This is a genomic window from Streptomyces sp. NPDC048171 (genome assembly GCF_043202655.1).
In the GTDB taxonomy this organism is placed as follows: Bacteria; Actinomycetota; Actinomycetes; order Streptomycetales; family Streptomycetaceae; genus Streptomyces.
Genome location: NZ_JBIDAU010000002.1, coordinates 376,442 through 400,992, shown reverse-complemented (window position 1 = coordinate 400,992; position 24,551 = coordinate 376,442). Strand labels below are relative to the sequence as shown.

The 24,551-nt window shown below is 68.8% G+C and carries 28 protein-coding genes; 2 read left to right on the top strand and 26 right to left on the bottom strand.

Annotation, left to right across the window (positions count from 1 at the left end):
- Positions 1-131 precede the first annotated feature (131 nt).
- The gene (locus ACGF3J_RS06270; RefSeq protein ID WP_346346310.1) at positions 132-830 is read right to left on the bottom strand and encodes a transglycosylase SLT domain-containing protein; all 699 of its coding nucleotides are present in this window, start codon (positions 828-830) and stop codon (positions 132-134) included.
- Positions 831-1,269: 439 nt separating this feature from the next.
- The gene (locus tag ACGF3J_RS06265; RefSeq protein WP_161332124.1) at positions 1,270-2,595 is read right to left on the bottom strand and encodes a PhoH family protein; all 1,326 of its coding nucleotides are present in this window, start codon (positions 2,593-2,595) and stop codon (positions 1,270-1,272) included.
- 1,021 nt (positions 2,596-3,616) lie between these two features.
- On the opposite strand from ACGF3J_RS06265, the gene ACGF3J_RS06260 reads away from it, so the two are divergent.
- Entirely contained in the window at positions 3,617-4,828 is a 1,212-nt protein-coding gene (locus tag ACGF3J_RS06260; RefSeq protein WP_393853551.1) for a winged helix DNA-binding domain-containing protein, read from the top strand.
- A 30-nt stretch (positions 4,829-4,858) separates the two neighbouring features.
- On the opposite strand, the gene ACGF3J_RS06255 is transcribed toward ACGF3J_RS06260, so the two are convergent.
- The 11 genes from ACGF3J_RS06255 to ACGF3J_RS06205 form a co-directional block, all read right to left on the bottom strand.
- A complete protein-coding gene (locus ACGF3J_RS06255; RefSeq protein WP_393853550.1) occupies positions 4,859-5,659 on the bottom strand; it encodes a class I SAM-dependent methyltransferase in 801 nt (266 codons plus the stop codon).
- A 111-nt stretch (positions 5,660-5,770) separates the two neighbouring features.
- Positions 5,771-6,643, bottom strand: a complete 873-nt coding sequence (locus tag ACGF3J_RS06250; RefSeq protein WP_393853549.1) for an LLM class flavin-dependent oxidoreductase — start codon at positions 6,641-6,643, stop codon at positions 5,771-5,773.
- Positions 6,644-6,685: 42 nt separating this feature from the next.
- Positions 6,686-7,027, bottom strand: a complete 342-nt coding sequence (locus ACGF3J_RS06245; protein WP_393853548.1) for a hypothetical protein — start codon at positions 7,025-7,027, stop codon at positions 6,686-6,688.
- Between the two features lie 317 nt (positions 7,028-7,344).
- Positions 7,345-7,962: a hypothetical protein gene (locus ACGF3J_RS06240; protein ID WP_393853547.1), complete on the bottom strand. Its 618-nt coding sequence runs from the start codon at positions 7,960-7,962 to the stop codon at positions 7,345-7,347.
- Between the two features lie 90 nt (positions 7,963-8,052).
- Complete coding sequence (locus ACGF3J_RS06235; RefSeq protein ID WP_393853546.1) at positions 8,053-9,378, bottom strand: hypothetical protein; 1,326 nt, start codon at positions 9,376-9,378, stop codon at positions 8,053-8,055.
- Positions 9,375-9,692 carry a hypothetical protein gene (locus ACGF3J_RS06230; RefSeq protein WP_393853545.1) on the bottom strand — a complete coding sequence of 106 codons (318 nt, stop codon included), beginning with the start codon at positions 9,690-9,692 and terminating at the stop codon, positions 9,375-9,377. The genes ACGF3J_RS06235 and ACGF3J_RS06230 overlap by 4 nt, the downstream gene beginning before the upstream one ends.
- Positions 9,693-9,904: 212 nt before the next feature.
- Complete coding sequence (locus ACGF3J_RS06225) at positions 9,905-10,561, bottom strand: hypothetical protein (protein WP_393853544.1); 657 nt, start codon at positions 10,559-10,561, stop codon at positions 9,905-9,907.
- Positions 10,562-10,647: 86 nt separating this feature from the next.
- Positions 10,648-11,313, bottom strand: coding sequence for a hypothetical protein (locus ACGF3J_RS06220; RefSeq protein ID WP_393853543.1), 666 nt, complete (start codon positions 11,311-11,313; stop codon positions 10,648-10,650).
- A 149-nt stretch (positions 11,314-11,462) separates the two neighbouring features.
- Entirely contained in the window at positions 11,463-12,116 is a 654-nt protein-coding gene (locus ACGF3J_RS06215; RefSeq protein WP_393853699.1) for a hypothetical protein, read from the bottom strand.
- 40 nt (positions 12,117-12,156) lie between these two features.
- Complete coding sequence (locus tag ACGF3J_RS06210; RefSeq protein ID WP_161332134.1) at positions 12,157-13,203, bottom strand: hypothetical protein; 1,047 nt, start codon at positions 13,201-13,203, stop codon at positions 12,157-12,159.
- On the bottom strand, positions 13,191-13,853 hold the full coding sequence (locus ACGF3J_RS06205; protein WP_393853542.1) for a hypothetical protein: 663 nt from the start codon (positions 13,851-13,853) through the stop codon (positions 13,191-13,193). Before ACGF3J_RS06205 ends, ACGF3J_RS06210 begins: the two co-directional genes overlap by 13 nt.
- Before the next feature lie 256 nt (positions 13,854-14,109).
- Here ACGF3J_RS06205 and ACGF3J_RS06200 point away from each other — a divergent pair, with 256 nt between their 5' ends.
- A complete protein-coding gene (locus ACGF3J_RS06200; protein ID WP_393853541.1) occupies positions 14,110-14,502 on the top strand; it encodes a DUF192 domain-containing protein in 393 nt (130 codons plus the stop codon).
- 7 nt (positions 14,503-14,509) lie between these two features.
- Here ACGF3J_RS06200 and ACGF3J_RS06195 read toward each other — a convergent pair whose 3' ends face one another.
- The 13 genes from ACGF3J_RS06195 to ACGF3J_RS06135 form a co-directional block, all read right to left on the bottom strand.
- On the bottom strand, positions 14,510-14,989 hold the full coding sequence (locus ACGF3J_RS06195) for a hypothetical protein (protein ID WP_393853540.1): 480 nt from the start codon (positions 14,987-14,989) through the stop codon (positions 14,510-14,512).
- Positions 14,990-14,996: 7 nt separating this feature from the next.
- Positions 14,997-15,626 (bottom strand): OmpA family protein, encoded by a 630-nt coding sequence (locus ACGF3J_RS06190; RefSeq protein ID WP_161332137.1) that lies wholly within the window; start codon positions 15,624-15,626, stop codon positions 14,997-14,999.
- An 8-nt stretch (positions 15,627-15,634) separates the two neighbouring features.
- A complete protein-coding gene (locus ACGF3J_RS06185; RefSeq protein ID WP_161332138.1) occupies positions 15,635-16,213 on the bottom strand; it encodes a hypothetical protein in 579 nt (192 codons plus the stop codon).
- Between the two features lie 30 nt (positions 16,214-16,243).
- Complete coding sequence (locus ACGF3J_RS06180; protein WP_161332148.1) at positions 16,244-16,840, bottom strand: pilus assembly protein TadG-related protein; 597 nt, start codon at positions 16,838-16,840, stop codon at positions 16,244-16,246.
- Positions 16,837-17,037 carry a Flp family type IVb pilin gene (locus ACGF3J_RS06175; RefSeq protein WP_125495112.1) on the bottom strand — a complete coding sequence of 67 codons (201 nt, stop codon included), beginning with the start codon at positions 17,035-17,037 and terminating at the stop codon, positions 16,837-16,839. Before ACGF3J_RS06175 ends, ACGF3J_RS06180 begins: the two co-directional genes overlap by 4 nt.
- Before the next feature lie 345 nt (positions 17,038-17,382).
- Positions 17,383-18,282, bottom strand: a complete 900-nt coding sequence (locus tag ACGF3J_RS06170; RefSeq protein ID WP_161332139.1) for a DUF5936 domain-containing protein — start codon at positions 18,280-18,282, stop codon at positions 17,383-17,385.
- A gap of 11 nt (positions 18,283-18,293) precedes the next feature.
- On the bottom strand, positions 18,294-19,238 hold the full coding sequence (locus ACGF3J_RS06165; RefSeq protein WP_161332140.1) for a type II secretion system F family protein: 945 nt from the start codon (positions 19,236-19,238) through the stop codon (positions 18,294-18,296).
- Between the two features lie 55 nt (positions 19,239-19,293).
- Positions 19,294-20,631: a CpaF family protein gene (locus tag ACGF3J_RS06160; protein WP_122615988.1), complete on the bottom strand. Its 1,338-nt coding sequence runs from the start codon at positions 20,629-20,631 to the stop codon at positions 19,294-19,296.
- Positions 20,632-20,649: 18 nt separating this feature from the next.
- Entirely contained in the window at positions 20,650-21,021 is a 372-nt protein-coding gene (locus ACGF3J_RS06155) for a TadE/TadG family type IV pilus assembly protein (protein ID WP_393853539.1), read from the bottom strand.
- Between the two features lies 1 nt (position 21,022).
- Positions 21,023-21,439, bottom strand: a complete 417-nt coding sequence (locus ACGF3J_RS06150) for a TadE/TadG family type IV pilus assembly protein (protein WP_161332142.1) — start codon at positions 21,437-21,439, stop codon at positions 21,023-21,025.
- Positions 21,436-22,692: an AAA family ATPase gene (locus ACGF3J_RS06145; RefSeq protein ID WP_161332143.1), complete on the bottom strand. Its 1,257-nt coding sequence runs from the start codon at positions 22,690-22,692 to the stop codon at positions 21,436-21,438. The genes ACGF3J_RS06150 and ACGF3J_RS06145 overlap by 4 nt, the downstream gene beginning before the upstream one ends.
- Before the next feature lie 8 nt (positions 22,693-22,700).
- Positions 22,701-23,408: a Flp pilus assembly protein CpaB gene (gene cpaB, locus ACGF3J_RS06140; protein ID WP_125495105.1), complete on the bottom strand. Its 708-nt coding sequence runs from the start codon at positions 23,406-23,408 to the stop codon at positions 22,701-22,703.
- A gap of 72 nt (positions 23,409-23,480) precedes the next feature.
- Entirely contained in the window at positions 23,481-24,386 is a 906-nt protein-coding gene (locus ACGF3J_RS06135; RefSeq protein WP_161332149.1) for a hypothetical protein, read from the bottom strand.
- Positions 24,387-24,551: the final 165 nt, after the last annotated feature.

The window sequence follows — 24,551 nt, the reverse complement described above, 5'->3', positions numbered from 1 at the left end:
GTCTTGCCCCACCACTCCCCCCGGAGTCGTCCGGTCCGACCGTACATGGCGGCAACGCGAAAGCCCCTCACCGTAGGACGGAGAGGGGCCGCGCGAGGTTGAGCGGTGTCCGCGCCGGGCGGACGGCGGGCTCAGTACCAGTGGTTGGCCTGCCAGAAGGCCCAGGCTTCACACGGGCTGCCGTAGCGGCCGTCCATGTAGCTGAGGCCCCACTTGATCTGGGTGGCCGGGTTGGTGCGCCAGTCGGCACCCGCGGAGGAGTACTTGCCCGCGGGGAGGGCCTGGAAGAGACCGTAGGCACCGGAGGAGGGGTTGACGGCCTGGTAGTTCCAGCTGGACTCGTGGTCCACGATGTTGCTGAAGCACTGGAACTGGCCGCTGGGCACCATCTGACGGGCCATCGCCTGGATCTGGCCGGTGCTGTAGGAGCTCTGGACGGCGAAGCTGGTGGAGTCGCGCTGGGCGTCGCGACTGGCCGCCTCCTTCTCCTCCTGGCGCTTCTTGGCGGCCTCCTCGGCAGCCTGCTTGGCCTTCTCCTGCTTGGCCACGGCGGTCTTGGCGGCTGCCTTGCGGGCGGCTTCCTCCGCGCCCTTCTTGGCGGTCGCGTCCGCGGCGATGGCCTGCACGTCGGCCTGCTGAGTCAGGGACGCGGTCTGCACCTGCGCCTGCTCACCCATGGGGATGTCCGCGAGCAGCGTCGTGCCGGCTGCCGTCGCCTCCGCGTCGTTGTTCTGCGCGGTGCTGCCCGAGGCAACTCCGACGACGCTTCCGACAGCGGTGACCGCCGTGGCCGAGGCCACTGCGAATCCCCGGACCGAGATCCGGCTCACACGGTTTCCTTCCAGCATCGCCCGCTTCGGTGACCCTCGCGGACGCAATCGTGCCCCTGACGCTGGCCTCCCCAACTACTGGTCACGGGAGGCACGGGCCCGGTGGACAACTCCCCTCGCGGAGAGCGCCGTGTGGTGCTCGGGCGGCATACGACGCTGCTATGGAGTTGAGGCTGGTGCTTCTGTGGTGCCGTACCGCTGGGGGTACAGGTGTGTCGTATGCGGGGCCTGACAGGAATGAGACTCTGCCGTAACCCGACGGGGTGAGGCAATTCTGTGCTGCGTGTGAAAGCTCACATCTCGTTTGGCCCAAGGGATTCCCGGAAACGCACACACGCCGCGGCGCCGCCCGGCTAGGCTCTTGGCCTTTCCGGACGGCGCCGATTGTCGGACAACCGACCCGTCACGGGTCGGAGTTCGCGGATGGTTCAGAGACGGGTCAGATGTGACCGTCCTCCAGCATTTCGGTCACCAGCGCCGCGATCTGGGACCTCTCGGAGCGCGTCAGGGTGACGTGCGCGAAGAGCGGATGCCCCTTCAGCTTCTCGACCACGGCGACGACTCCGTCGTACCTCCCCACCCGCAGGTTGTCCCGCTGGGCCACGTCGTGGGTCAGCACGACCCGTGAATTGGCGCCGACCCGGGACAGCACGGTCAGCAGGACGTTCCGCTCCAGGGACTGGGCCTCGTCCACGATGACGAACGCGTCGTGCAGGGAGCGTCCGCGGATGTGGGTGAGCGGCAGGACCTCCAGCATCCCGCGGGCGGTGACCTCCTCGATGACCTCGCGGCTGGTGACCGCCGACAGCGTGTCGAAGACCGCCTGCGCCCACGGGCTCATCTTCTCGGCCTCGGACCCGGGCAGATAGCCCAGCTCCTGCCCGCCGACCGCGTAGAGGGGACGGAAGACCATCACCTTCTGGTGCTGCCGGCGCTCCAGGACCGCCTCCAGGCCCGCGCACAGCGCCAGCGCCGACTTGCCGGTGCCGGCCCGGCCGCCCATCGACACGATGCCGACGTCCGGGTCGAGGAGCAGGTCGAGCGCGATCCGCTGCTCGGCGCTGCGGCCCTTGATGCCGAACGCCTCGCGGTCGCCGCGCACCAGCCGGACGTTGCCGTCGGGCGTGACCCGGCCGAGGGCCTTGCCGCGCTCCGACTGGATGGTCAGACCGGTGTGCACGGGCAGCTCGGTGGCCTCGGGGACGTAAACGTGCCCCTCCTCGAAGAGGATGTCCACCTGCTCGCCGGGCAGCGTCAGTTCGGACATCCCGGTCCAGCCGGAGGCGTCCGTGATGGCCAGCTCGGCGCGGTACTCCTCGGCGAGCAGACCGACGGAGGACGCCTTGATCCTGAGCGGGAGATCCTTGGACACGACGGTGACGTCGAACCCCTCCGCCTGCAGATTGCGGGCGACCGCGAGGATGCGGGAGTCGTTGTCCCCCAGGCGGTAGCCGCTGGGCAGCACGCTGGGGTCCGAGTGGTTGAGCTCGACACGGACGGTGCCGCCGAGGTCCCCGATCGGAATGGGGGCGTCGAGGCGACCGTGCCGGACCCGGAACTCGTCGAGCAGGCGCAGGGCCTGCCGGGCGAAGTAGCCGAGTTCGGGATGGTGCCGTTTGGCCTCCAGCTCCGTGACCACGACGATGGGGAGCACGACCTCGTGCTCGTCGAAGCGGTGCAGAGCGTTCGGGTCGGCCAGCAGGACGCTGGTGTCGAGAACGTAGGTGCGCCGATCTGGCTTGTGGCGCTTTGTGCTGGTCACCACGGAAGGACGTACCCCCTCGGATGAGGTCGGGGAGCGACGGAGTGGACGCTGGGCCGGGAGGGCGTGAATGAGCCGACGGGTCCAGGACCTGGCGGACGCAGACCCTTGGGGCCGCCCTGCACTGGCGCGGACCGTGGGCCGGTCCTCCGCCGCGTCTCCCGTGCCGTGACCGCACGGTGGGGCTGGTGCAAAGGGCCTCCCGGGCGGACGGCTCCGTGCCGTCCGCTGAGGATCCGACACCCGTGGTTCGGGCGTCGACCTGCTTGCCTTATGCCCTGGAACGAGCGCAGCCATGCCACGGCCCAGGAGGGCGCACCGGTGAACTCCTCGTTACGGGCGCACCGCGCGACGCCCCGCTGCGGCCTCTCGGAGGACGTCCGGGCGGCACTCACCGGGGGCCCTGCGTCCGGGCAGAAAAAACGGGCCGGTCCGTGGGGGGGGATACGGACCGGCCCGAGGGGGGGTTTCCACCATAACCCTTTGTAAGTGATGCTGCGTGCATCGGCGTGCAAAAACTACTCTCCGGAGTCGGCCCGCGACGCCGAGATGCCCTCGGAAGCGCTCATTCCGCCCTGAATCATGGCCAAAACACGGCCGCTCCCCGGGCACACACCGGATACACAGCGAATACACCGCTGATTCACAGGTGAGTGGAGTGACGAGAAGGCCGGCCCCGAAGCCGCCCCCCATCCCCCGACCGGGTGACGCGTGGAGCGCACGCCCGCTTGACCCGGCACCGCGCAGCCCCCTCCACTGCGCGGTGCCACCCGCGCAGCTTTGCTCACGCGAATTACCTGGCTCGAATTTACGTGATCGCCCATACGGAACGGACCCGCGGAGGACAACGATGAATAACGATGTGGAGCCTCTGTGAGGACCCGAGGGTGATTTCGTACCCTGGCTCCGGTCACCACGACCTTTGCGAAGGCGCTCCCCATACGCCCGGATAACTCCCATCCCACCCCGGCCACCCCGGCCCACTGGGACGAGATCGGTCCTACCGCTCCCCTAACGTCACCTCATGACGAGGACGACGCGGATCACTTGGGCCGCCGCGAGCGCACGGCGCCTCGAACGACAGTTCCTGGCCAAGTCCGCCCGAACGGGCACCCCGGCCGCCGACGTGCCCGCCGACGTGGCCGCCGCGATGCTCGGCGTCCACGCCCAGGTCCTGTCCGCGGCCGAACTGTCGGTCGGTCTGCGGACCGAGGACATCACCCGGGTGGACGTACGGAACGCCTTGTGGCCGCCCGCCTCACCCACCGCGCCCGGCACGGCTCCGTCACTGATCAAGACGCACGGCCCGCGCGGCACGGTGCACCTGCTCCCGGCCCGCGACCTCCCGATGTGGTGCGCGGCGCTGCCCGCGATCCCCGACGGCTCGGGCTCCTTCCCGCCCGGCGTACGCCTCACCGAGGACCAGGCCGAGCAGGTCGTGACGGCGATCGGCGACGCGCTCGACGGCAGCTTCCTGACCATCGACGAACTCGGCGAGGAGGTCGTCGCCCGCACCGGCCCCTGGGCCGGCGACCTGGTGATGCCCGCGTTCCAGACCATGTGGCCGCGCTGGCGCCAGGTCCTGCACCGGGCCGGCCACTGCGGCGCCCTCTCCTTCGGCCCCAACCGCGGCCGCAAGGTGACGTACACCCGCCCACCGCACTTCACCCCGCTCCCGCCCGAGGAGGCGACACGTCTCCTGGTCCGCCGCTACCTGCGGGCGTACGGCCCCGCCACACCCCAGCACTTCGCCCGCTGGCTGGCCGCGCCACCCGCCTGGGCGAAGGGCCTGTACGAGGAGCTGGCCGGCGCGGGCGAGATCGAGGAGGTCGACTTCGAGGGGACACCGGCGTGGGTGGCCGCCGGCGACACCGGCTTCCCCGCCGCCCCGGAGCGGGACGACCTGGTACGCGGGGTACGCCTGCTCCCGTACTTCGACGCGTACCTCATCGCCGCCCAGCCGCGGGAGCTGCTCTTCCCCGGCGCGGCCTACGAGCGGGCACTCGCGGGCGGGCAGGCCGGCAACTTCCCCGTACTGCTGGTCGACGGCGTCGCGGCGGGCGTCTGGCACCAGCTGCGCCGGGGCCGCCGGACGACGGTCACGGTGGAACCGCTCGGCCGCCTGACGGCACGGCAGGAACGGGAACTGGCGGTGCGGGCGGAACGGGTGGGGGCGGTCCTGGAGGCGCGGGCGGAGCTGGTCATCGGAGAGGTACGGGTGGGCGCGCACGCGTGAATTCCGGCTCCGCCGCCGTCGCCGGTGAACTCAGCTGCCGTGCGGCTTGCGCAGGTCGAAGAGGTGCCGCGCGCTGTGCGCCACGAAGGGCCCCTCGGCCTCGATGCGCTCGTGCAGGTCGCGCAGCCGGTCGCGGTACTCCTCGACGGTGAAGCCGGGGACCATCCAGACGACCTTGCGCAGGAAGTGGACGACGGCTCCGACATCGAGGAACTCCATCCGCAGCCGCTCCGCCCGCAGACCGACGACCTCGAGCCCGGCGGCCTCGGCGTCGGCGCGCTCGCGCCCGGGGTCGCGATGGCCGTAGCTCTCCTGGGGCAGCGGCCCAAGAAAGTACTCGATCAGCTCGAAGACGCTGGCGGGACCGACGTGCTGGGCGAAGTACGTGCCGCCGGGCGCGAGTACGCGGGCGATCTCGTCCCAGTGCGGCTGGACCGGGTGCCGGCTGACGACGAGATCGAAGGCCTCGTCGGCGAAGGGCAGGGGCGCGTCGTCGGGCGAGGCCACGACGGGGACACCGCGCGGCCGGAGCAGCCGGGTGGCCTTGGCGACGTTGGGCCCCCAGCCCTCGGTGGCGACGACGAGCTGCGGCCGGCCCTCGCCCCCGCCCTTCTGGTGGGCGAAGTCCAGTACCTCCCCTCCCCCGGTCTGCACGTCGAGCACGGCGGTGGCCCCGGTCAGCCGCCCCGCCATGGACGACGCGTAGCCCCAGGACGGCCGCGCCTCGGTGGCCCGCCCCTCGAACCAGGAGAAGTCCCATCCTTCGGTGGACACGGAGGCGCCTTCGGCGAGGAGCTCGTCGAAGGTACGGGGGCGAGGCTGGGAGGACATGCGGGCGAATCCGTTCAATGAGCTGAGGGGTTACGAAGACCAGGAGGATCAGGCGGCTCGAGAGGACGAGGCGGAGGAGCCGGAGGAGGCTGACGAGGCGGAGGAGACGGGCTACTTCACCAGGGGCCGGACCTCCTCGGCGGCGAACCGCACGAACGCCTCCGGGTCGGGCTCGTCCCCGGTCGGCTGGAGGATCACGGTGTCGGCCCCGGCCTCGGCCAACCGCCCAACGGCCTCGGCAACGACCCCCGCGTCCCCCGCGACCCCGAGACCGGGCACGTCCGCGTCGCCCTCGGCGACGAGTTCGGCCCGCAGCCGCTCGGCCGCGCCGGACCCGGTGGCCGTGAGGAGATAGACGACGACCGTGTGCGGGTCCGTCCGCCCGGCGGCCTCCCGCCCCTCGTCGATGAGCCGCCGGGCCCGTCGGACCCCGTCCGGCGGGGTGGACGCCGTGAGCACGGTCCCGTCGGCCGCTTCACCGGCCAGCCGCAGCGAACGGGGCCCGGTGGCGCCGGCGAACACGTCGACGGCTCCGGCGGGCGGCCAGTCGAGCGCGACGTCGTCGAGCCGGACGTAGCGCCCTTCGGCCGTCACCCGCTGTCCGTCCAACAGGCCCCGAAGAGCCAGCAGATACTCGCGCAGCAGAGTCACGGGCGACTCGACCCGCGCCCCCACCTGGCCCATCCAGTCCTGCACCCCGTGCCCGACGCCGAGAACGGCCCGGCCGGGGAACATCCGGTGCAGGGTGGCGGCCTCCATCGCGGTGATGGCCACGTTGCGCAGGGGTACGGGGAGCAGTCCGACCCCGACCCGGACCCGTTCGGTCCACGCGAGCGCGGCAGCGAGGGTGGAGATCCCACCCTCACGGAAGCAGTCCTCCCAGAGCCACAGCTCCTCCAGCCCGGCCTCGTCGGCGACACGAGCCACGGAACGCAGCCGCTCGGGGGCGAGCTGAGGGCGGAATACGGCACCGAGTCCAGTCATGCCCCTCTTCCTACCCGCGCCCCGCCCCGCCGGACAACAGCATTACGCCTCCACCGCCAGCGGATCCGCAAACCTGACGGTCTCGGCAACCTGCCGCAGGATCGCCCGGTACTCACCCCGACGCGCGAGGGCCGTGGTGCCCAGGGTGAGAACGGCCATGCGCTTGCAGTCGGGGTGCGGGAGGTGTGCGTGCACTTGGAGAAGGGGGAGCTGGGGGAGACCGCTGCCGGAGGTGGCGCCCACGGTGGTCTCACTGAGGGTGGCGGGGCCGCTGGGCAGGTCGACGTACTCGATGCGGCTGTGCCCGAGGGATGCGGTCACGGCGCGGGCCGCGGTCACCGCTCGCGGGGCGGCCGCGGTGGCGTGCCAGGTGATGGAGAACAAGGAGAGCAGAGGACGGGGCCTGCCACCGATGTCGTCGCGGTGCAGACCGACGGAACAGTGGACCGTTCCGAACTCGCGTAGAGCCGCGAGTAGCTGCTGGCCTGAGGCTACTTGTGCGATGAAATCCTGCCGGACAATCTCACTACCGGCCGATTCGAGCAACGGAGCAACGGCTGCACGCAGACTTTCCGCTACCCCCGTGCCCGGCTCGGGAAGCAGTGCGTCCAGTGGCAGAGCGTTGAATCCTGCCGGTTCTGCGAACCAGAGTTCAGCGTAGGGATCCTTGACAGATTCGTGGATGACGATCGCGCCCGATTTCACGACACGCCTCCCTCAACGGACCCTGGGTTCACCGGGTATACGCCGACGCGCCGTCCACGCTCGACGTCTTCCGGCGTGGCACCCCAGTCCGCGAAGCGCCATCCGCTCTGTGCAGCGATTCGCTGCTCTACGACATGCAGGCGGCGAGGAGCGTTACCTTTCCGGGTGGGTGCAGCGACTACTCCGATGAATCGCGGATCACCGGCGAACCAGATGGTTGCGATATCAGCTTTCAACTTGGGCTTGGCTTGAGGGGTCATGCGGCGAGCCCACCACCACCTTCGAAAGTGGCGAGGAAACACAACAGGCAACCTCTGTTCTGGGTGAGCCGGGTTCGGAAACTCAAACCAACCATATTGCTTACTACGCACTTCGGATCTCCTGCTCAGCCCCCGCGGAACATTCTCGATCACCACCCAATGATACGTTCGCAGAATGCGCAACATCAGGAATCCTGCCGCGAAATACTTGAACTGAGTCAGCATCCGGTACGGACCATAGATGAAGTACGGCATAAAAAGCCACACGACCCAGTTGGGTGTGCGGATGGAGATCTCCAGAAGGAGGATCCACCCACCAGCCCAGCCCATTAACCCGAGGACGTTCATGAACATATGCGCAAGCCACGCCTGTCGGGTGGGGAGGTGATGCCAGGCAGTGGCGGCCGCGTCGCAGTTCACTGTCGGTACTCTTCCTGTGCGACATCAAAAAACATGACGGACAAGGCTCACGATTCCGCCGTTGTCCAGAACGAGACGGGCTCCGTCAATTCCCGCGACAGCACCATCCTTGATGCCATCGTCGTCAGCATCCACTGCTTTGCTGTACAAGCCCATACCACCAGTGCCGACCCCGGCCAGACCTGAGGCCGCCGCTACGGATTGCGCGGCCTTCTCCGGGTTACTGAACCCTCGCACCGCACGCGCAAGTAATTGGTTCTCAATACCTACGATGGCTTTTGCTTCATCCAAGGTTTTCACGCCGTATGCCGATGCCTTCGGCCAGAAGCCAAGTGCTACGGAACCCGTCTGGATGGCATCCGTGGCTTCGATGCTCCCCCTGGCCACGGCTCCCAATCCCGGCAACGCGCCAGCAAGATCTGCGCCCACAGAGACGGCATTGCTCCAAAAGTCGGCGTCAAGTTCCCCTTTGGTGAGGCCATCCAGCAGTGACGCCCGTGTTTCTGGGTCACCAAGACGCAGTGCAAGCGCGACAGCACTGATCCCTGATGTCGACAGCATCAACGCCGCCACTGCCGTTAGCCCAATTCCCATCGGCCCCGCCAGCAGCAGCGCCGCCACCCCCACCAACCCCGCCGTGAAGCTGAGGATGTCCGGCAGGTTGTCGCCCAGCCAGTCCAGAGCCTCGTCGAACCAACCGGGCTCATGCGGCACCAGCTTCTTCGTGGCGTCACGGATTTTGCGCGCCCGGTACCCGGCCTTCTCCTCGTGCTCCCCGGCCAGCCTCTTCGCCTTACCGATGACCTTGTTCAGCTCGGCCTGGGCATCGTCCAGGTCACCCTTCGCACGGGTGAGGACTTTCGGGTCGGGATCGTCACCCACCTTGTCCACGCGCCCCTGCGCCCGCTCCACCTCCGCCCGAGCGTCCCTCGCGTCCTCCTCCAGCTTCCTGGCCCGCCGCTGGAAGTCACCGAGTTCGCCTTCCCAGCGGTCGAGTTGCCGGGCCGCCTTGCGGACGGAGTGCGCCGCGTTCTTGAGGTTGAGCGGCAAGGGCCCGCCGTCGAGCTGCTCGCGGAAGGCGACGGCGGCGTCGCCCTTCCAGTAGCTGCCGTCGAGGAGCTTGGTGACGAGGTCGTACGCCTCTTGGAGAACCTTGGCGCATCCGCTGAGCTTCTTCTCCAGCCCCCGCACGGCCTCCGTGTCACCCGGCACCGGATTGAACCCGAGATGCGGATAGCTCGGGTTCGGCATGCGCGGCGCGGACTTCAACCCTTGCGGCTTGTCCAGATCCGCCCGGGACCGCGGATCGAGCGCGGCACCGTACGGGTCGTTCCCGGCTGTGGCGCTCACTTCGCGCCACCGCCCTTGCCGTCGCGCGACGCCCGCACCGCCTCCTCGAGCGCCTTGTCCACCTCGAGGTAGCTGTCCTTGCTCTTGCCGATGATCTCGGCGAGGTCCTCCGTCTGCTTGCCGATCTCCTCGGAGCCGTACTTCCAGTCCTCCTGGAAGGACTCGCACGCGGAGTCGAGATCATCCGTACCGAGCCCGACGATCGTCGCGTCGGACAACGCCTTGCGCACACCCCTGAGCGAGCTCGACGACCGCTTCAGCGACTTCATGAACCGCCCGAGCTCGTCCCCATCGACAGCCAGCCGCTCCGCCACGTACCCCGTCCCCTCTCACCGGCCTACCCGCACCGATGTGAGGAACGACGTCCTCCGACTTTCGTAGCGCTCATCCCCACGCGGTCCCTCGGCAGGGTTCACATTCCGCACTGCGGGCTGGTGGAGGGCGATCAGCGGTTGACGGCTTGGACCCCCTGGACGACGCGGACGAAGTCAACGCTCTCGCAGAGCCGGTGGTACCGACGCCGTCCTTACGGCTGGCACGCAGCGTCGCCTCTCTTGGACGAGATGTCGGTGGTCTGCCATACGCCGCCGGCGTTCTTGGTGAGGGCGGTGTTGTAGAGCACGAAGCTGTCCGCGGACGCGGGCGACTTGTCGACCTTGCCGCTCTTCTTGTTCTTGATGTAGGACTTGCTCTCATCGGAGCAATAGGTCACGTAGGCCTTGTCCGTGCCCTTGAGCGTGACCTTCCGGTCGAAGTATCTCGTCACACCGATCCAGGTGTCGTTGTCGTCGATGTAGCCCTGCACATAGGCGATCGACGAACTCAGTGCCGTGTCGACGTTGTAGAAGCCGAGAGCCTTAGTTTCGGCACTCCCTTTGAAGATGGCTTCGTCCACCGCGTTGATACTGGACGCGTTGTCGGCGAGCACGGCATCCTTCGCGGAGTCACCTGTCCTCTGGCCCTCGAAGACGTTCTTGGCATCTGAGGGAAATTCGATCTCCGGCCGGCCTTCTGCGATCGAATCGCTGGGACTGGTCGAGGCAGACGGTCCGTCACCCGCGCTTACACCCGGGCCCTTGCCCTCCCCATCGGAGGAGCTGTCCTCACCTCCGCATCCGGACAGCGTCAGGGCCACAACGGCGGTCAGCACGAGCGCTGCGGGCAGGATGGACAGACGAGTCACGGTTGGGGCTCCTGGTAGGACGAGGTTCTCTTCAGCCACTCATCTCGTCGCACGCACACCCCGCAGCGCGCAGCGACCTGTTCGGTTCACGGCTGACACCTAGAACTCCCCCGCTCGGAGGCCAGTCGTTCCGTCACCCAGACGCCCTTGCTGTTCTTGCGCAGAGTACCTGCGTACATGACATAGCTGCCTTTCGCAGCCGATGTGACGTCGGTCTTCCCCGTATCAAGGAACTTGTTGAACGCCTGGCTCTGGTCCTCGCAGTACGCAAGTGAAGCGGTGCCGTCATTCTTCACGTGCACGTTTTCTCGGTAGAAGCGAGTCATACCGGTCGTACGCGCCTTGTGATCAACGAATTCCTGGATGTACTTCTGACTGCCGGCGGCGGCTTCGCCTTCGGAATAGTAGCGATACGCCTCGTGAAGCGGATCCTGCTGCGCAATGGCCATGTCCACGGCCCTGATGCGCTGCTCGGCGTCCTGCAACACGGCATCCTCTGCCGGATCACCGCTCTGGCCCCACTCGAACCTGTACGTCACATCGGTCGGCAGCTCGATCTTCGGTCGATGCGCCTCGGCCGTCTCGGGCTCACTCGGTGGCGCAGACGGCTCGTTTGCGTTGTCAGCACCTGAGACCTTGTCATTTTCATTCGAAGCGCTGCCACTGCCAGCTCCGCATGCGGACAGTGCCACGGCCGCAACGGCGGTCAGGGTGACCGCCGCGAGGCGGGCGGGGCGGCGACGACGAGTCACTGTGGGCTCCTGTGACGAGGGTTCTCTTCGGCGAAGCAAAAGCTGCCCACCGGGTCTCTGGGGTATCCGGGCTGAAATTCGTTGTCCGACACCGCCCTGGTGACCACATCAGCGCGGCCGCTCACCGGTTGACGGTTCCGCAGCACAGGTCATGGCTGACAAGCCGCGCTGCCGCTCTTCGAGGAGACACCTTGAACCTTCCACACTCCATCGGTGTCTCTCTTCAGAGAGGTGTGGTATTCGACATAGCTCTTCGCCGTGACCTCAGTTTTCCGGATCCTACTGTCCCTGAGGTACTTCACGTATGCCCTCCCTTGATCCTCGCAATACGTGAAGGAGGCCGTACCGTCCTCGCGGACGGCCAACCGTGGGTCGTAGAACCGGTAGCTTCCCGTGATCGTCGCCTCTTGATCGACGTATGTCTGGATGAACTTCTCCGTGCCGGCCGCGGCCTCACCCTCGTAGTAGTGCAGGTATGCCGGGTCGAGGGCGTCCTGTTTGACGATGGCGAGGTCCACCGCCCTGATGGACTGCTCGCTGTCGGCAAGAACGGCGTCCTTCTCCTTGTCTCCCGTCCGCGGCCAGTCGAAGGCGTAGGAGAGGTCGGCGGGGAGCGAGATCTGCGGACGATCGATCCTGGACGGCTCGGGTGCGGTGCGTGAGGCAGAAGGGGTGCCGACCGTGTCCGCCGCCGCGGGTTTGCCATTGCTGTCGGAGCGGTCTCCTGTTCCGCAGGACGACAGGGTCAAGGCGGAGACCGCGGTCAGCACGAGCGATGCGGGCAGAGACACGCGGGGGTGCATCACGGTCGTTCGGCTCCCTGAACTAGGACGGGGCTTGGCTTCAGCGGTTGACGGCCTGGATCTCTTGGACGACCACGTCCTGATCTCCGCCGAACTCGCCATCCGGAAGCGTTTGTTCAGTGTTCACGCCCGTGCCGGTCCAGTGGATCTTCCAGGTGACCGTCGCCCTCAGCTGGTACGACCCGTCGCCGGAGGAACGCAGATACTTCACTCCGCACGGTGGGGTCTCCTCGGCCTTTCCCTTGGCATAGGGCTCGCCGATGCTGTCGCCTGCCAGCTCGCACACGCCGGAGGCAGGGTAGGTCTGGGCGTCGGCGGTCCCCGGGTCGATCTTCACCGACACGGGTTCGGCAGTGGTCGTCGCCTGGACGCCCAGCAGAGGAACGGAGGCCGTCACCGAGACGGGCTTGAACTTCGCGGCATCCAGCCAGGCCCAGGTCGGGAGATTGACCTTGGTGGCATTGGCGGGCGCGAGATCCACTTCGGTTGTGGGTACGCGTATCTCGGCGTAGGCGAGCTGGGCGAGGATCTCGGGCGTGATCGCCTGCGGGATGTCCGCGGGCGGGTCGTCGTTGGTGTCCACCCAGAAGATGTCTTCCTCGCAGTCGAGCGCTCCCGGGTCACCCTCCCGCCCTGCAGTGACGTAGGAATCCCACCAGTAGCCGTCGCCGGCCTTGTCCTTGTTGAAGTCCTTGTACGGCTTCCCGTTCACATACCTGTCACGCTGCTCCGCGTCCCACTGGTAGCCCGTGGATTCGGCCTGCCAGATGGGCTCCAGGGTCTTCTCAAGCTGCTCGGGGGTGTACTTCGGGGCGTAGTAGCAAGCGGGTGGCGTCCAGTTGGAGGCGGCGGCGACGGGACCCGCGGACTGACCGGAGCCGTTCTTGGAAAGGTCGAAGACGACGGCACCGGCCGTGGCCGACAGGTTGCCCTTGCCGTCAGAGCCGCCGTGAGCGTCCGCACCCGGCGTCTGTGCTCCGCCACCGATCACGTTGTCCGCCGCGGCCGGGCTTGCCGCCGACAGGACGACTGCGCCGATCACAACCTGCAGGGCCAGTGTGCGGGTGACTGCGCTCAGGGCTGGCACTTGTCACTCCCCCTCTGGGAAAGCATCTTCTCGACGACCCAGATTCCATTGTCGTTCCTGGCCAGCTGCGTGTTGTACAGCACGTAGCTGTTCTTGGTGACTGGGGTCTTGTTCACCTTCTTGGGCTTCAGATACATGTCATAGGCCCTGCTCTGGTCTTCGCAGTACACGAGCGAAGCCGTGTCCTTCGCGCGGACATTCACGACAGCGTCGTAGTAGCGGTAGGCCCCCGTTACCCGCGCGTTCTCCTTGACGTATGCCTGGATGAACTCCTGCGTGGATGCGGCCGCTTCACCCTCGTAGTAGGTCAGGTACGCCTTGTCGAGTGCGTCCTGGTTCACGATGGCCAGGTCCACGGCCTTGATGGACTGCTCACTGTCGGCGAGCACCGCGTCCTTGTCCTTGTCGCCCGTCTTGGGCCACTCGAACTTGTAGGACAGGTCCGACGGCAGGTCGATCTTCGGCCGGTCTGCCGTCGACGGTTCGGACGTGGTGGCTGAGGCCGAGGGAGACGAGTCACCGGTGTCCGCTCCCGCGATCTTGTCCTTCTCGTCGGAGGAGTTGTCGTCGCCTCCGCATGCGGACAGCGTCAGGGCCGCAGCGGCGGTCAGCGTGAGCGCTGCGAGTAGGGCGGGGCGGCGGCGAGTCACGGTGGGCTCCTGGGTGGGACGAGGGTTCTCTTCAGCGAAGCAACGCTATCCACCGGGCTCCGGTGGCACCAGGGCGAAACCGGTATGCCCACGGTGCCCTATGGGGCCAAATCAGCCTTACGTGTGGCTTCTTCGGCCATAACGGTTCCGTAACACGAGAGGGTCCGCGCTCCGGTTGCAGGGTCCCCGTGTTGTTCCAGAACATTTCGTAGAGGAAGCAGCAAAGGCTCAGGACGTGGCGGGGAGGCGTGTCGGGATGGGACGGCGGCTGTGGCGGGACGGGACGGGTGTGCTGGTGGTGGAGGGGGAGGATGGGAGCCCTGGAGTGCGGGTGCCGCTGGAGGTCGCCCGGTCGTACCGTGCGCGTGCCCGGGGGCTGCTGGGGCGGGACTCCCTCGACGGGGCGATGCTCCTCACCCCCGCCAGTGGCGTGCACACCTTCCGGATGCGGATGCCCATCGACGTGGCCTACCTCGACCGGCGGTTCCGCGTCATCGCCGTACGCACCATGCGGCCGGGCCGGCTTGGAATGCCCCGGGTGCGTTCCCGGCATGTGCTGGAGGCCGAGGCCGGGGTGATGGCCGGGTGGGGGGTGCGGGCGGGGGCGCGAGTGGAGGTCCTGGGGGATGTGGGGGGACGGGAGGGGTAGGGCCGGTTCAGGGGGAGACCACGTGGAGGGTCGCCGTGCCGTCCGCGCTCGTCGTTGCCTGGATGACCACCGCGTCCTGCTGTGCGGCCGGGCGGGTGTCCGTGAGGGGGCCGCAGGAGTTGCCGCTGCCGTTCGCCCGCAGGACCGTGAGGCAGCCCTGGCCCTTGCCGCTCGCGCCGCCCTTCGACCGGCCGTTGCCCGACTTCACTTCGTACTCAATCTTGTTCGGGCCCACGTCGGTGACCGACAGCGTTGTCGGCCTGCCGTCCGGGCCTGCCAGGCGGATCGTCACGGGCTTGGTCACCGTGATCTCGCAGTCGCCGTCGGTGCAGGCCGCGATGTCGTTGCCGTCTGAGGGAGAGGGGGAGGGCGAGGGCGAGGGGGTCGACGCGGGCGGGGTGGCGGTGGGCTCCGCGGAAGAGGTGCAGGCGGTCAGCGTGAGGGTCGTCAGGGCGGTGAGGGCTAGTGGCCATCCCCTGTTCGGCATCGGGATCTCATCCCTCCGTGCGGGGGAAGGAGACCTCTACCCTGCGGTTCTTCTTGCGGCCGGCCTCGGTCGAATTGTCGGCGATGGGGTACTGCTCGCCGTAGCCGCGGACCTCGTACGTGATGCCGGCGTCGTTCAGGGTCTGGGACAGGACGTCGTGTACGGCGTTGGCCCGCTTCTTGGAGAGGACGTCGCCGTGGGCCGAGGAGCCGAGGTTGTCGGTGAATCCGAAGACTCGGACTCGGGTGGCGTTCTGGGTCTTGATCTCCTCGGCGATGCCGGTGATACGGGACTTCGACTCCGCGCCGAGTTTCGCGCTGTCCTTGCCGAAGAGGACCTCCGCCTGGAGCGCGAGGGTCACGCTGGTGTTGGTGTCCTCGCGGCGTTCGTCGCCGCTCTGCTCCTCCACGACGGATTTGATGTCCAGCACCTTCGCCTGCGCCAGCGTGGCCCCGTCGGGGAGCTTCAGGTCCGGGTCGTTGGGGTCCACGTCCATGGGGGCGGAGGCGGAGGGTTCGGTACCTGGGGGGTCGTTGGGGTCGTCGTCGGCGTGGGAGGTCGTCGTGCCGTACAAAGTCGTGGCGAGCATGAGGGTGACGGTGGCCAGGGTGCGGGTGAGGCGCGGGGTTGGGGTCATTGTGTGCCTCACCCGGAGAGGGAGATGGTCGCGCTGGCGAAGGTCGGCAGTTGGAAGGTGACTTCGGTGGTGTCCGTCGGCGGGGCTGGGAATTGCATGAATACGGCCATGCGGTCACCGGCTTTGATCGTCGAGAAGCCCGTGGTCGTCAGCGGACGACCATCCGTGTCCCGCAGCACGTAGTACCGCTTCTTGCTCTTGGAATCGACGAGTGTCGCGCCACCGAGCGACCTGCCGTTTCTGATGATCTCGGTCTCGTTGCCGCTCAGACCGGATGGAATCGCAACGCTCTTGTCACCATCGTTCTTCAGCTCGCCGTTGACCGTCACGAAGCCACCTGAATCACGCTCGGCGGAGGTGATCTGCAGGAGCAGCCCGTTGCTGCCGCGCAACTCGGCCAAGGGCTCCTCCGATTCGCCCTCCTGGGCACTCGGTCCGGACCCGTCCTCCTTCGAGGCTGACGCCGAAGCCTTCGGCTTCTCATCGTCGCCACCACCGCCGCAGCCGACAGCGCCGAGGGTCAGTCCGGCCAGGGCGGCCACCACGAGGGCCCCCCTACGGGCCGTCTTCGTGATCCGAATGCTCATGTCTTGATTCCTTAGTCACTCGTCATTCGCCTATGAGTCGGCCAGGTGGACGTCGAACAGATCCTCGGGTTTCGGCAGATCCACGAGATCCTCGGGGTCCAGATCCCATTCCTCCCCCTCGCACGAAAGGCTGGGCAGCGTTTTGTCACCGGCGTCCTCGGCGGGCAGTTCGAACGAGCATCGGGCCTCGATGACAGCTGTGGCAGACTCCGTGGCCTTCTGCTCCTCCGTACCCGGGACGATGCTGTCTCCGACGGTCTCATTGGTTTCAGCGACGACGGTGTAACCCAGCAGGCCGTCCGGACGGCATGTCACGCTCGCGTCGTTGCGGGCCGCGAGTTCGTGTGCCCGCCAGCATCCGCTGGCCACCGGTGCCTCACCGTCGAAGATGGCCTGCCATGAGTCGGGGTCGAGGATGTCCGTGAGCCACTGGCCGGCAAGCTGGTCTCGTGTTTCCAGAGCCGCGGCCAGGGCGGCAGCATCTGCCGCCGTCTGCGCCTCGCTTCGGGTCGCCGCGGCTTGTCCGACCGCGAAGTACGCGAGTGCGAGCAAGAGCAGGCCCCCCACCACCGTGATGTAGATGGGGAACGCCTGCCCTGTGTCGCCGCGGTTACGGAGTTGACTCAGCCACCGGTGACTTCGGCGATCTTCGATGTGATCGCGTCGAAGATCGTCTGCCCGATATCCGTCCCCGTGATCGCCAACACGATCGCCACCACCACCGCGATGATCCCCAGGTACTCCACAGCCGTCTGGCCCCTGTCGTTGCGGGCGGCGGCGCGGGAGTGCAAGTAGGCGGCTGTGGTGTGGAGCCAGTTGGTCATGGTGTTCCCCTCCAGGGTGGACGGCTGCTGTGGGTCGGTCCATCGAGGTCGCCCCCGGTGCGCGGCGGATGTGGGGAGTGGGCCGCCGGCCGGTCGTGCCGGGTGCCGTGTCGTCCACGAACTCCACCCCCCTCGCGCTCCGTTGGGACCCCGACCTGTCGGGAGTACCAGACAACGACTCTCCCACAGCAGATTGCAAGTGCGAAAGGTATTGCACGGAAGTAGCCCGACTGGGCCATAGATCATTGGTTGTTGACGTCATCGCTTCGTGTGCAGTCGCACCGTGATGGTTTACGCCGCCCCCTTTCGCCGGCTGCGTGTTCGACATGGCGTCCTCCTCCCTCCCTACTCGCCCGTGATCGTTCCGAAGTCCGTCCCCGAACCCAGGATCAGGCCCGCGCCGAGGAGGATCATCGTGGCCGGGACCATGAAGGTCGTGATCATCATCGTGGCCTTGGGCACCGCCCGCGCGGCCTTGCGGCGGGCGTTCTGGGCGTCGGTGCGGCGCATGTCCTTGGCCAGGGAGACCAGGGTCTCGACGATGGGGGCGCCCAGTTCCTCGCCCTGCTGGAGTGCCGTCACGAACATCGCCACCTGTTCGGAGTCGTTGCGCCGGCGCAGCTCCGCGAAGGCCTGGCGGCGGCTCATGCCGAGGTCCATCTGGCGGAGCGTGATGCGGAGTTCGTCCGCCCAGGGGCCCTCATAGCGCATCGCCACGCGGTCCAGGGCCTGGCGGAAGCCGAGGCCCGCGCTCACCACGACCGCGAGTACGTCCAGGAAGTCCGGGAGCGTGCGCTCGATGACGTCCTTGCGGATGCGGATCGCCGACCATATGCCGACCTCCGTCCAGAACGCGCCGAAGGCCAGCAGGAGGAGGGCGACCACGAACTGGCCGCGGAGGAGGAAGACCAGGAAGCCCAGCGCGCCCAGGAAGCCGTAGACCGCGCGGCGGGCGGCGTAGCGGTCGATGGTCAGGCCGCCGGGGTTGCCCGCCAGGTCGATCCTGCGGCGGTACTTGGCGACCAGGGCGGGGCCCATCAGGCGCAGGACGGCGGGGGCGTAGCGCATGCCCATGCGGTCGATGAGGGAGTCCACCGCGCCGGTGCGGGTGGAGCCGACCTCCAGGGCGAGGGCGAGGTCGTCGGGGAGCTTCGCCTCCGCCCGGTACATGCGGACGCCCGCGAAGGCGCCCCACACGGCGGCGCCCATGAGGAGGGCGAGGAGCCATTCGATTCCGGATCCCATTCCAGCTCCCCTCAGACGTCGATGCGGGAGAGGCGGCGGATGAGGATGAAGCCGACGGCGTAGAGGGCGAAGGCGATGATCACTGCCGCCTGGCCCACCGACGAGCCCGTCATGCGTTCCAGGGCGCCGTCCTTCACGCCGTTCATCAGGAACAACGAGCCGACGCCCAGCACGGGGACGGCGTACGAGGTCATGTTGACCTGGGAGAGTTGGGTACGGACCTCCCGCCGGGTCTCCTTTCGCTCCTCCAGCGTCTCCGTGAGGTTGCGCAGCGCGCTGACCACCTGGCCTCCCGCGCGGTTGGAGAGGACGAGCGTGGTGACCAGGACGACGAGTTCGCGGGAGGGGAGGCGCTCGGCGAGTTCCCCGAGGGCGTCGTCCATCGAGGCGCCGATGGCGAGTTGGTCGGCGACCTTGCCGAGTTCCTCGCCGGCCGGAGCCTCCAGTTCCTCCGCCGCCATGCCGATCGCGGTGCGCAGGGCGAGGCCGGCCTGGGTGGCGTTGGCGAGGATGCGGGCGAGTTCGGGGAGCTGGTTGATGAACTTCTCGATGCGTTTCTGGCGTTGCCAGTTGAGGAACTGCACGGCGGCGCCGATGCCCAGGAGTCCGGCGAGCGGGCCGAAGAACGGGGCCAGGACGGCCTGGCCCACCAGCCACAGGCCGGCGACCGCCGCGACCATGCAGGCGAAGAACTCGCCGGGCGTGACGTCCAGGCCGGTGGCCGCCAGGCGCAGTTCCAGCTTCCTGCCGAGCTTGGTGCGGCGCAGGCGGCGGTCCAGGGTGGGGAAGCGGCGCCGCCGGCCGATGACGGGTATCTGCCCGGTGGCCGCGAGGCGGTCGACCAGGGCCGCGCGCTGGGCCCGGCCGGCCGCGTAGGAGTGCAGGCCGACGACCGCCAGGACGCAGGTCAGCAGCGTGATGCCGGTGGTGAGCGTGACGAGCGATTCCAGTTTCATCGGGCGGTCCTAGCTGGTTTCGTCGTGTGCGTCATACCTGGTTCCATCGGGCGTCCTACCTGGCCTCTCGGGTGGTGAGCTGGTCCAGGGAGTGGGCGACGCCGAAGGCCTGCGGGACGGGCTGGTTGGCCATGTAGAGGCGCTCGGCGGTGCGGTGCGGGAGGGGGAAGTACTCGTACGCGCCGTGCACGCGGCCGTCCGCGGTCATCGGGCGGGCGTTGAAGCGGGCGACCGTGGCCAGGCGGTACGGCTCGCCCCCGTGGCTGGCCAGCAGGGCGATCTCGGTGATGCGGCGGGCGCCGTCGGCGAAGCGGGTGAGCTGGACGACGACGTCGACGGAGCTGTTGATCTGGTCGTGCAGGGCGACGAACGGGATCTCCACGTCCGACATCGAGGCCAGGGTCTGGAGGCGCATCAGGGCGTCCTCCGCGCTGTTGGCGTGGACCGTGGCGAGCGAGCCGTCGTGGCCCGTCGACATGGCCTGGAGCATGTCCAGGGACTCGCCGCCGCGGACCTCGCCGACGACGATGCGGTCGGGGCGCATACGGAGGGAGTTGCGGACCAGGTCGCGGATGGTGACGCGGCCCTGGCCCTCGACGTTGGGCGGGCGCGACTCGAGGCGGATGACGTGGGCCTGCTGGAGCTGGAGTTCCGCCGAGTCCTCGATGGTGATGATGCGGTCGGACTCTGGGATCAGGCCGGAGAGGGCGTTCAGGAGCGTCGTCTTCCCGGTGCCGGTCGCGCCCGAGACGATGATGTTGAAGCGGGCCTGCACGAGGCCGGCCAGCAGATACAGCATGTGTTCGTCGAGCGAGCCGAGGCCGATCAGCTCGTGCAGGGTGAAGGAGCGCGGGAAGCGGCGGATGGTGAGGGTGGCGCCGGTGAGGGAGAGCGGGGGGATGATGACGTTGACGCGCTCGCCGGAGGGGAGGCGGGCGTCGACCATGGGGTTCGACTCGTCCACGCGGCGGTTGACCGTGGAGACGATCCGCTCGATGGTCTGCATCAGCTGGTCGTGGGAGGCGAAGCGGAGGGGCAATTGCTCCACGCGGCCGCCGCGCTCCACGAAGATCGCGTCGGGGCCGTTGACCATGATCTCCGTGACGGACGCGTCCTCCAGGAGCGGTTCCAGGATGCCGAGGCCGAGGGCCTCGTCCACCACCCGGCGGATCAGCTGGGAGCGTTCGACCGTGGACAGGACCGGGCCCTCGCGGCTGATGATGTGGCCGAGGACCCGTTCCAGGCGGGCCCGGCGTTCGGCCATCGCGAGGGAACTCATCTCCGCGAGGTCGATCTCCTCCAGGAGCTTAGCCCGGTAGGAGGCGACCAGGTGTCCGTCCTCGCCCCGGCCGCCGTGCTCCTCGGGCGAGTGGATGCGTGCGCGCAGGCTCATGCGTCCTCGGCTCCTCGGTCAGTGGTCCAGCGGCATGGTGGCCGTCCGGGTGGCGGGGTCGAAGTCCCAACCGGGGACGATCGAGGGGATGTCGACGGTGGCGGTGACCGTCACCTCGTCACCGCCGTACGAGGGCGGACAGTCGGTGCCGTCCGCCAGCCAACTGCTCACGGCCGCCGCGCAGGCGCCCTGGGCGCTCTCCTGGAGCGAGGCGCTGCGGGCCCCGGCGCGGGCCGCGGTGCCCGCCTGCTGGGCGGTGTAGGCGATCAGGCCGAGCTGTACGACGGCCATGCCGACGATGATCAGGATCGGGACGAAGCCGAGGTACTCGATGGCCGCCTGGCCCCGGTCCCTCGGTCGCCCGCCGCCCGGGCCCCTGGAGTACGCCATCTCAGTCGTCCTCCTCCTCGACCGCCCCCGCGTGCCCGTGCACGGTGAACGGGAAGCTGACGGTGCCCGGGAAGAGGATGGGGACCTCGATGCGCACGTCGGCGGTGACATAGCCGCCCGCGGTGCCGCAGTCCACTCCGGCGCCCCCCTCCCACGCGCCCGGCAGCTTGTCCCGGCCCGCGTCCTGGCAGGCTCCCTGCCTCGCCCCCCGGTCGGCCGCGGTGGCCGCCCGTACCGCCTCGTCCGCAGCATTCCCCGCGAGCGTGTACGTGTATCCCACGAGGACGAGCTGCCACAGCACCACCAGCGTGGCGACGATCGCCGGGATCATGCCGAGGAACTCGACGGTCACCTGGCCGGAGTCCCCGGCTCCGCCCGATGCGGCCGATCGGCCCGAGCCGTCCCGTAACCCGCTCATCCCGCCCCGTCCTTCCGGCGCCGGAAGCTCGCCGAACCCCGGTCGCCGCGGAAGCGGCCGTGGCTCTTGCGGGCTTCCTCGGGTGCGCTGACCAGGCCCAGTTCACCGGCGAGGGCCCACAGGGCCTGCTTCACCGTGCTCCGGGAGTCGAGTGCGTGGACGCGGCCGGCGTCCACGGCGCCCTGGAGTTCCTTGAAGTTGGCGGGGACGGCGGTGCCCGCGATCGCGGTGCCGGTGATCCGCTGGATCAGCTGGGGCTGGATCTCGGTACCCCGCGTGTGCCGGTTGACGACCACGGTCGTCTCCTCGGCCTTGCGGATCTGGAGCCGGTCCCACATCCGCACCGCCCGTTTGGCTCCCCGTACGGCGACCACGTCCGGCGTGGTGACCAGGAGCGCGGTGTCGGCCATCTCCACGGCGGCCGCCCCGGCCCCGCCGAGCTGGGCGCCGCAGTCGATGACGACGACCTCGTAGCGCTGGCGCAGTGCGCCGACGATCTGGCGGGCGGCGCGGTCGGTGACCTCCTCGCCGCGTTCGCCCTCGCCGGGGGCCAGCAGCAGGGCGAGGCCGCTGTCATGCCGGAAGACGGCGTCGGCCAGGACCCGCGGGGAGAGGTCGGTGATGGCGGCGAGGTCGGCCACGGAGCGGCGGAACTGGACGTCCAGGAAGGAGGCGACGTCGCCGGCCTGGAGGTCCATGTCGAGCAGCGCGGTGGGGTGGCCCGACGCCTGCGCGGCCAGGGCCAGCTGGATGGCGGTGAGGGTGGTGCCCACGCCGCCCTTGGCGCCGCTGACGGTGACGACGGTGCCGCCGGCGCCGGTGAACACGTCGCCGCCGCTGCCCAGGTGCCGGCGTACGCCCACCGACCACTGGGCCACCGCCTGGACGCGGGTGGCGAGTTCCTCGTAGCCGAGCGGCAGGGCGACCAGGCCGCGGGCGCCGTAGTCCATGGCGGCCTGGAACAGGCCGGGGCCGGGGTCGGAGGTGACGAGGATGACGCCGACGGCGGGGAAGCGGAGAGCGACCTCGCGGATCAGCTCCAGGGCCGGCACCGGGCCGATCCGCTCGTGGACGACGACGACCTCGGGCAGTTCGTCGACCGACTCGGCGGCGAGGCGGGCGAGGGTGTCGACGAGCTGGGTGGAGTCGGCCACCGGGGCGACCGGTTCGGCGTCCGGGAGCTGGCTGAGCAGGGTGGTGAGGGACCGTACGGCGTCCGCGTCGCCGACTGCGGGGAGGATCCTCGTGGCCATACGGGCTCTCACTTGTCCTTCGCGAGTTCGTACGTCCGGTCCTTGTCCGGGACCGTGGTGTCGCCGCCGGGCGCGACCAGCGCGAGCCGGACCCGCTGGGCGAACGACTCGGCGTAGGTGATGCGCTGGGCGTCGATGGTGGACAAGGCGAAGGTGATGGGGACGGCGTCGGTGGGCTCCCGGTCGCGGCTGTTCTCGTCGGGTTCCAGTGAGGTGAGTTCGCCGACGTCGATGACCTTGGCGTTGGTGACGATGATCTTCGACTGGGCGGGGTCGCCCTCGCGCTCGCCCTCGAAGGTGGCGTACACGTTGACGGCGGAGCCCGGCGTGATCTTGCCGGCCACTCCGGTGGCCGCGTCGATCATGATGGCGACCTCCTGCTGCCCGGGCCGCAGGGCGGGCTGGTCGACGATCATGTCGGTCTGGAGCAGGGACCCGGCCTTCAGTCTCGTCACGGCGATCTTGCCGCGGACCTGGTCGAGGTCGGTGACGGCGTTCTTCGACAGCCAGCGCTCCGGCATCTCGGTCTCCTCGAACTGCCCCTCGCTCAGCGGCGTGTAGGGCTCCACGTCCGACTTGAGGCGGTAGGCGGCGACCTCCGGTCCGACCTTGGACTTCACGTCGTTCACGACGGACAGCACGCCGGCGAACGCGCCCAGGGCGCAGAGGACGGACAGGATCAGCAGGATGATGCCGCGGCGCTGACGGGAGTTCATGAGCCGTGCAACCTCATTGGGGGAATCGGTCGGACCGGATCGGATGGCGGGGCGGACGGGGGCGCTGGGGACCTACCCGGTGAGAGCCCGTCTCTCACGGCGGCGGCCGAGGGCAGGATCGCGGCGGTGGCCGAGGGCGGGGTCGGCGCCGCGGCCCGGGGCCTTGCCGCCGGGGGCGTCGTAGACGGGCGGTGTGGCCGAGCAGAACACGCAGCGGTCGCCGATGACGTCGATGCCGCACCAGTGGCAGACGCTCTGCCGCACCGAGGTGACCAGTTGGTAGAGGACCGAGAGGTCGGGCAGGTAGGCGCAGAACTCGGTCAGCCGGCCGGTCCCCCACCAGCCGGGCGACTCGGCGGGCAGCGGCATCTCGCGCAGCCCCTGCACGCGCCAGGACGGGGCGAGGGTGCCGGTGACCCAGTCGGACGGGTGCTGCTGCCCCTGCTGTCCTTTGGCGACCAGCAGCCAGGTGCCGAACTCGGGGCCGTCCAGGCCCGCTTCGGGTCCGATCCGCACGAGCTGGGGCACGGGGTGGGCCACGACCCCGAACTGGCTGCCGGGCATCCAGGACCTGGCGTGCGTCTTCAGGCCCACCGGGACGTGGTCGAGCCGGGCGACGGAGCCGAGCAGGGCGCCGGCGTGGATGTAGTGGGTGAGGAGGCGGCCGGCCGAGGCGAGTACGCCGGGGCTGAGGTCGCAGGAGGCCAGCTGGCGCAACTGCCGGGCCAGCACAGCGAGTCCGAGCGGCGGCAGAGACGGCCGGAACAGGGCGATGCGATCGCTCTCCAGGAGGCCGCGGACGGTGTGCAGCCGTCGCTCCACGCTCACCGGGGCGGCCTGCGAGCACACCACGATGAGGTGCCCGTACTGATCGAGGAGGGACTGGAACTCGGCCAGTACGTGCTCCAGGGGACGCTGGTCGACGTCCTGGAGCACGACCGCGGGCAGGGTCCGTTCGTCCTGCGGCGGCAGTGCCATGTCGGCACTGGTCACGGCAATGGCAGTTGGCACGCGCGGCTCCCCGTCTCCCCTGCCCGATCGGTCCGTCGGCGGTGCCCCGGCAGACCCGGATGACTTCACTGCGTGACTACGTGAGCACTCTAACCACGCGCCTGTGACCGGAGAACAGCGTTTGTGTAGCTG

Coding starts and splice junctions, on each gene's coding strand:
- ACGF3J_RS06145 (WP_161332143.1), bottom strand. CDS start 22,692: ATGGCCACGAGGATCCTCCCCGCAGTCGGCGACGCGGACGCCGTACGG.
- ACGF3J_RS06170 (WP_161332139.1), bottom strand. CDS start 18,282: ATGGGATCCGGAATCGAATGGCTCCTCGCCCTCCTCATGGGCGCCGCC.
- ACGF3J_RS06165 (WP_161332140.1), bottom strand. CDS start 19,238: ATGAAACTGGAATCGCTCGTCACGCTCACCACCGGCATCACGCTGCTG.
- ACGF3J_RS06155 (WP_393853539.1), bottom strand. CDS start 21,021: ATGGCGTACTCCAGGGGCCCGGGCGGCGGGCGACCGAGGGACCGGGGC.
- cpaB (WP_125495105.1), bottom strand. CDS start 23,408: ATGAACTCCCGTCAGCGCCGCGGCATCATCCTGCTGATCCTGTCCGTC.
- ACGF3J_RS06135 (WP_161332149.1), bottom strand. CDS start 24,386: ATGGCACTGCCGCCGCAGGACGAACGGACCCTGCCCGCGGTCGTGCTC.
- ACGF3J_RS06160 (WP_122615988.1), bottom strand. CDS start 20,631: ATGAGCCTGCGCGCACGCATCCACTCGCCCGAGGAGCACGGCGGCCGG.
- ACGF3J_RS06255 (WP_393853550.1), bottom strand. CDS start 5,659: ATGTCCTCCCAGCCTCGCCCCCGTACCTTCGACGAGCTCCTCGCCGAA.
- ACGF3J_RS06150 (WP_161332142.1), bottom strand. CDS start 21,439: ATGAGCGGGTTACGGGACGGCTCGGGCCGATCGGCCGCATCGGGCGGA.
- ACGF3J_RS06195 (WP_393853540.1), bottom strand. CDS start 14,989: ATGCCGAACAGGGGATGGCCACTAGCCCTCACCGCCCTGACGACCCTC.
- ACGF3J_RS06240 (WP_393853547.1), bottom strand. CDS start 7,962: ATGTTCATGAACGTCCTCGGGTTAATGGGCTGGGCTGGTGGGTGGATC.
- ACGF3J_RS06200 (WP_393853541.1), top strand. CDS start 14,110: ATGGGACGGCGGCTGTGGCGGGACGGGACGGGTGTGCTGGTGGTGGAG.
- ACGF3J_RS06185 (WP_161332138.1), bottom strand. CDS start 16,213: ATGAGCATTCGGATCACGAAGACGGCCCGTAGGGGGGCCCTCGTGGTG.
- ACGF3J_RS06260 (WP_393853551.1), top strand. CDS start 3,617: ATGACGAGGACGACGCGGATCACTTGGGCCGCCGCGAGCGCACGGCGC.
- ACGF3J_RS06215 (WP_393853699.1), bottom strand. CDS start 12,116: ATGCACCCCCGCGTGTCTCTGCCCGCATCGCTCGTGCTGACCGCGGTC.
- ACGF3J_RS06175 (WP_125495112.1), bottom strand. CDS start 17,037: ATGACCAACTGGCTCCACACCACAGCCGCCTACTTGCACTCCCGCGCC.
- ACGF3J_RS06190 (WP_161332137.1), bottom strand. CDS start 15,626: ATGACCCCAACCCCGCGCCTCACCCGCACCCTGGCCACCGTCACCCTC.
- ACGF3J_RS06250 (WP_393853549.1), bottom strand. CDS start 6,643: ATGACTGGACTCGGTGCCGTATTCCGCCCTCAGCTCGCCCCCGAGCGG.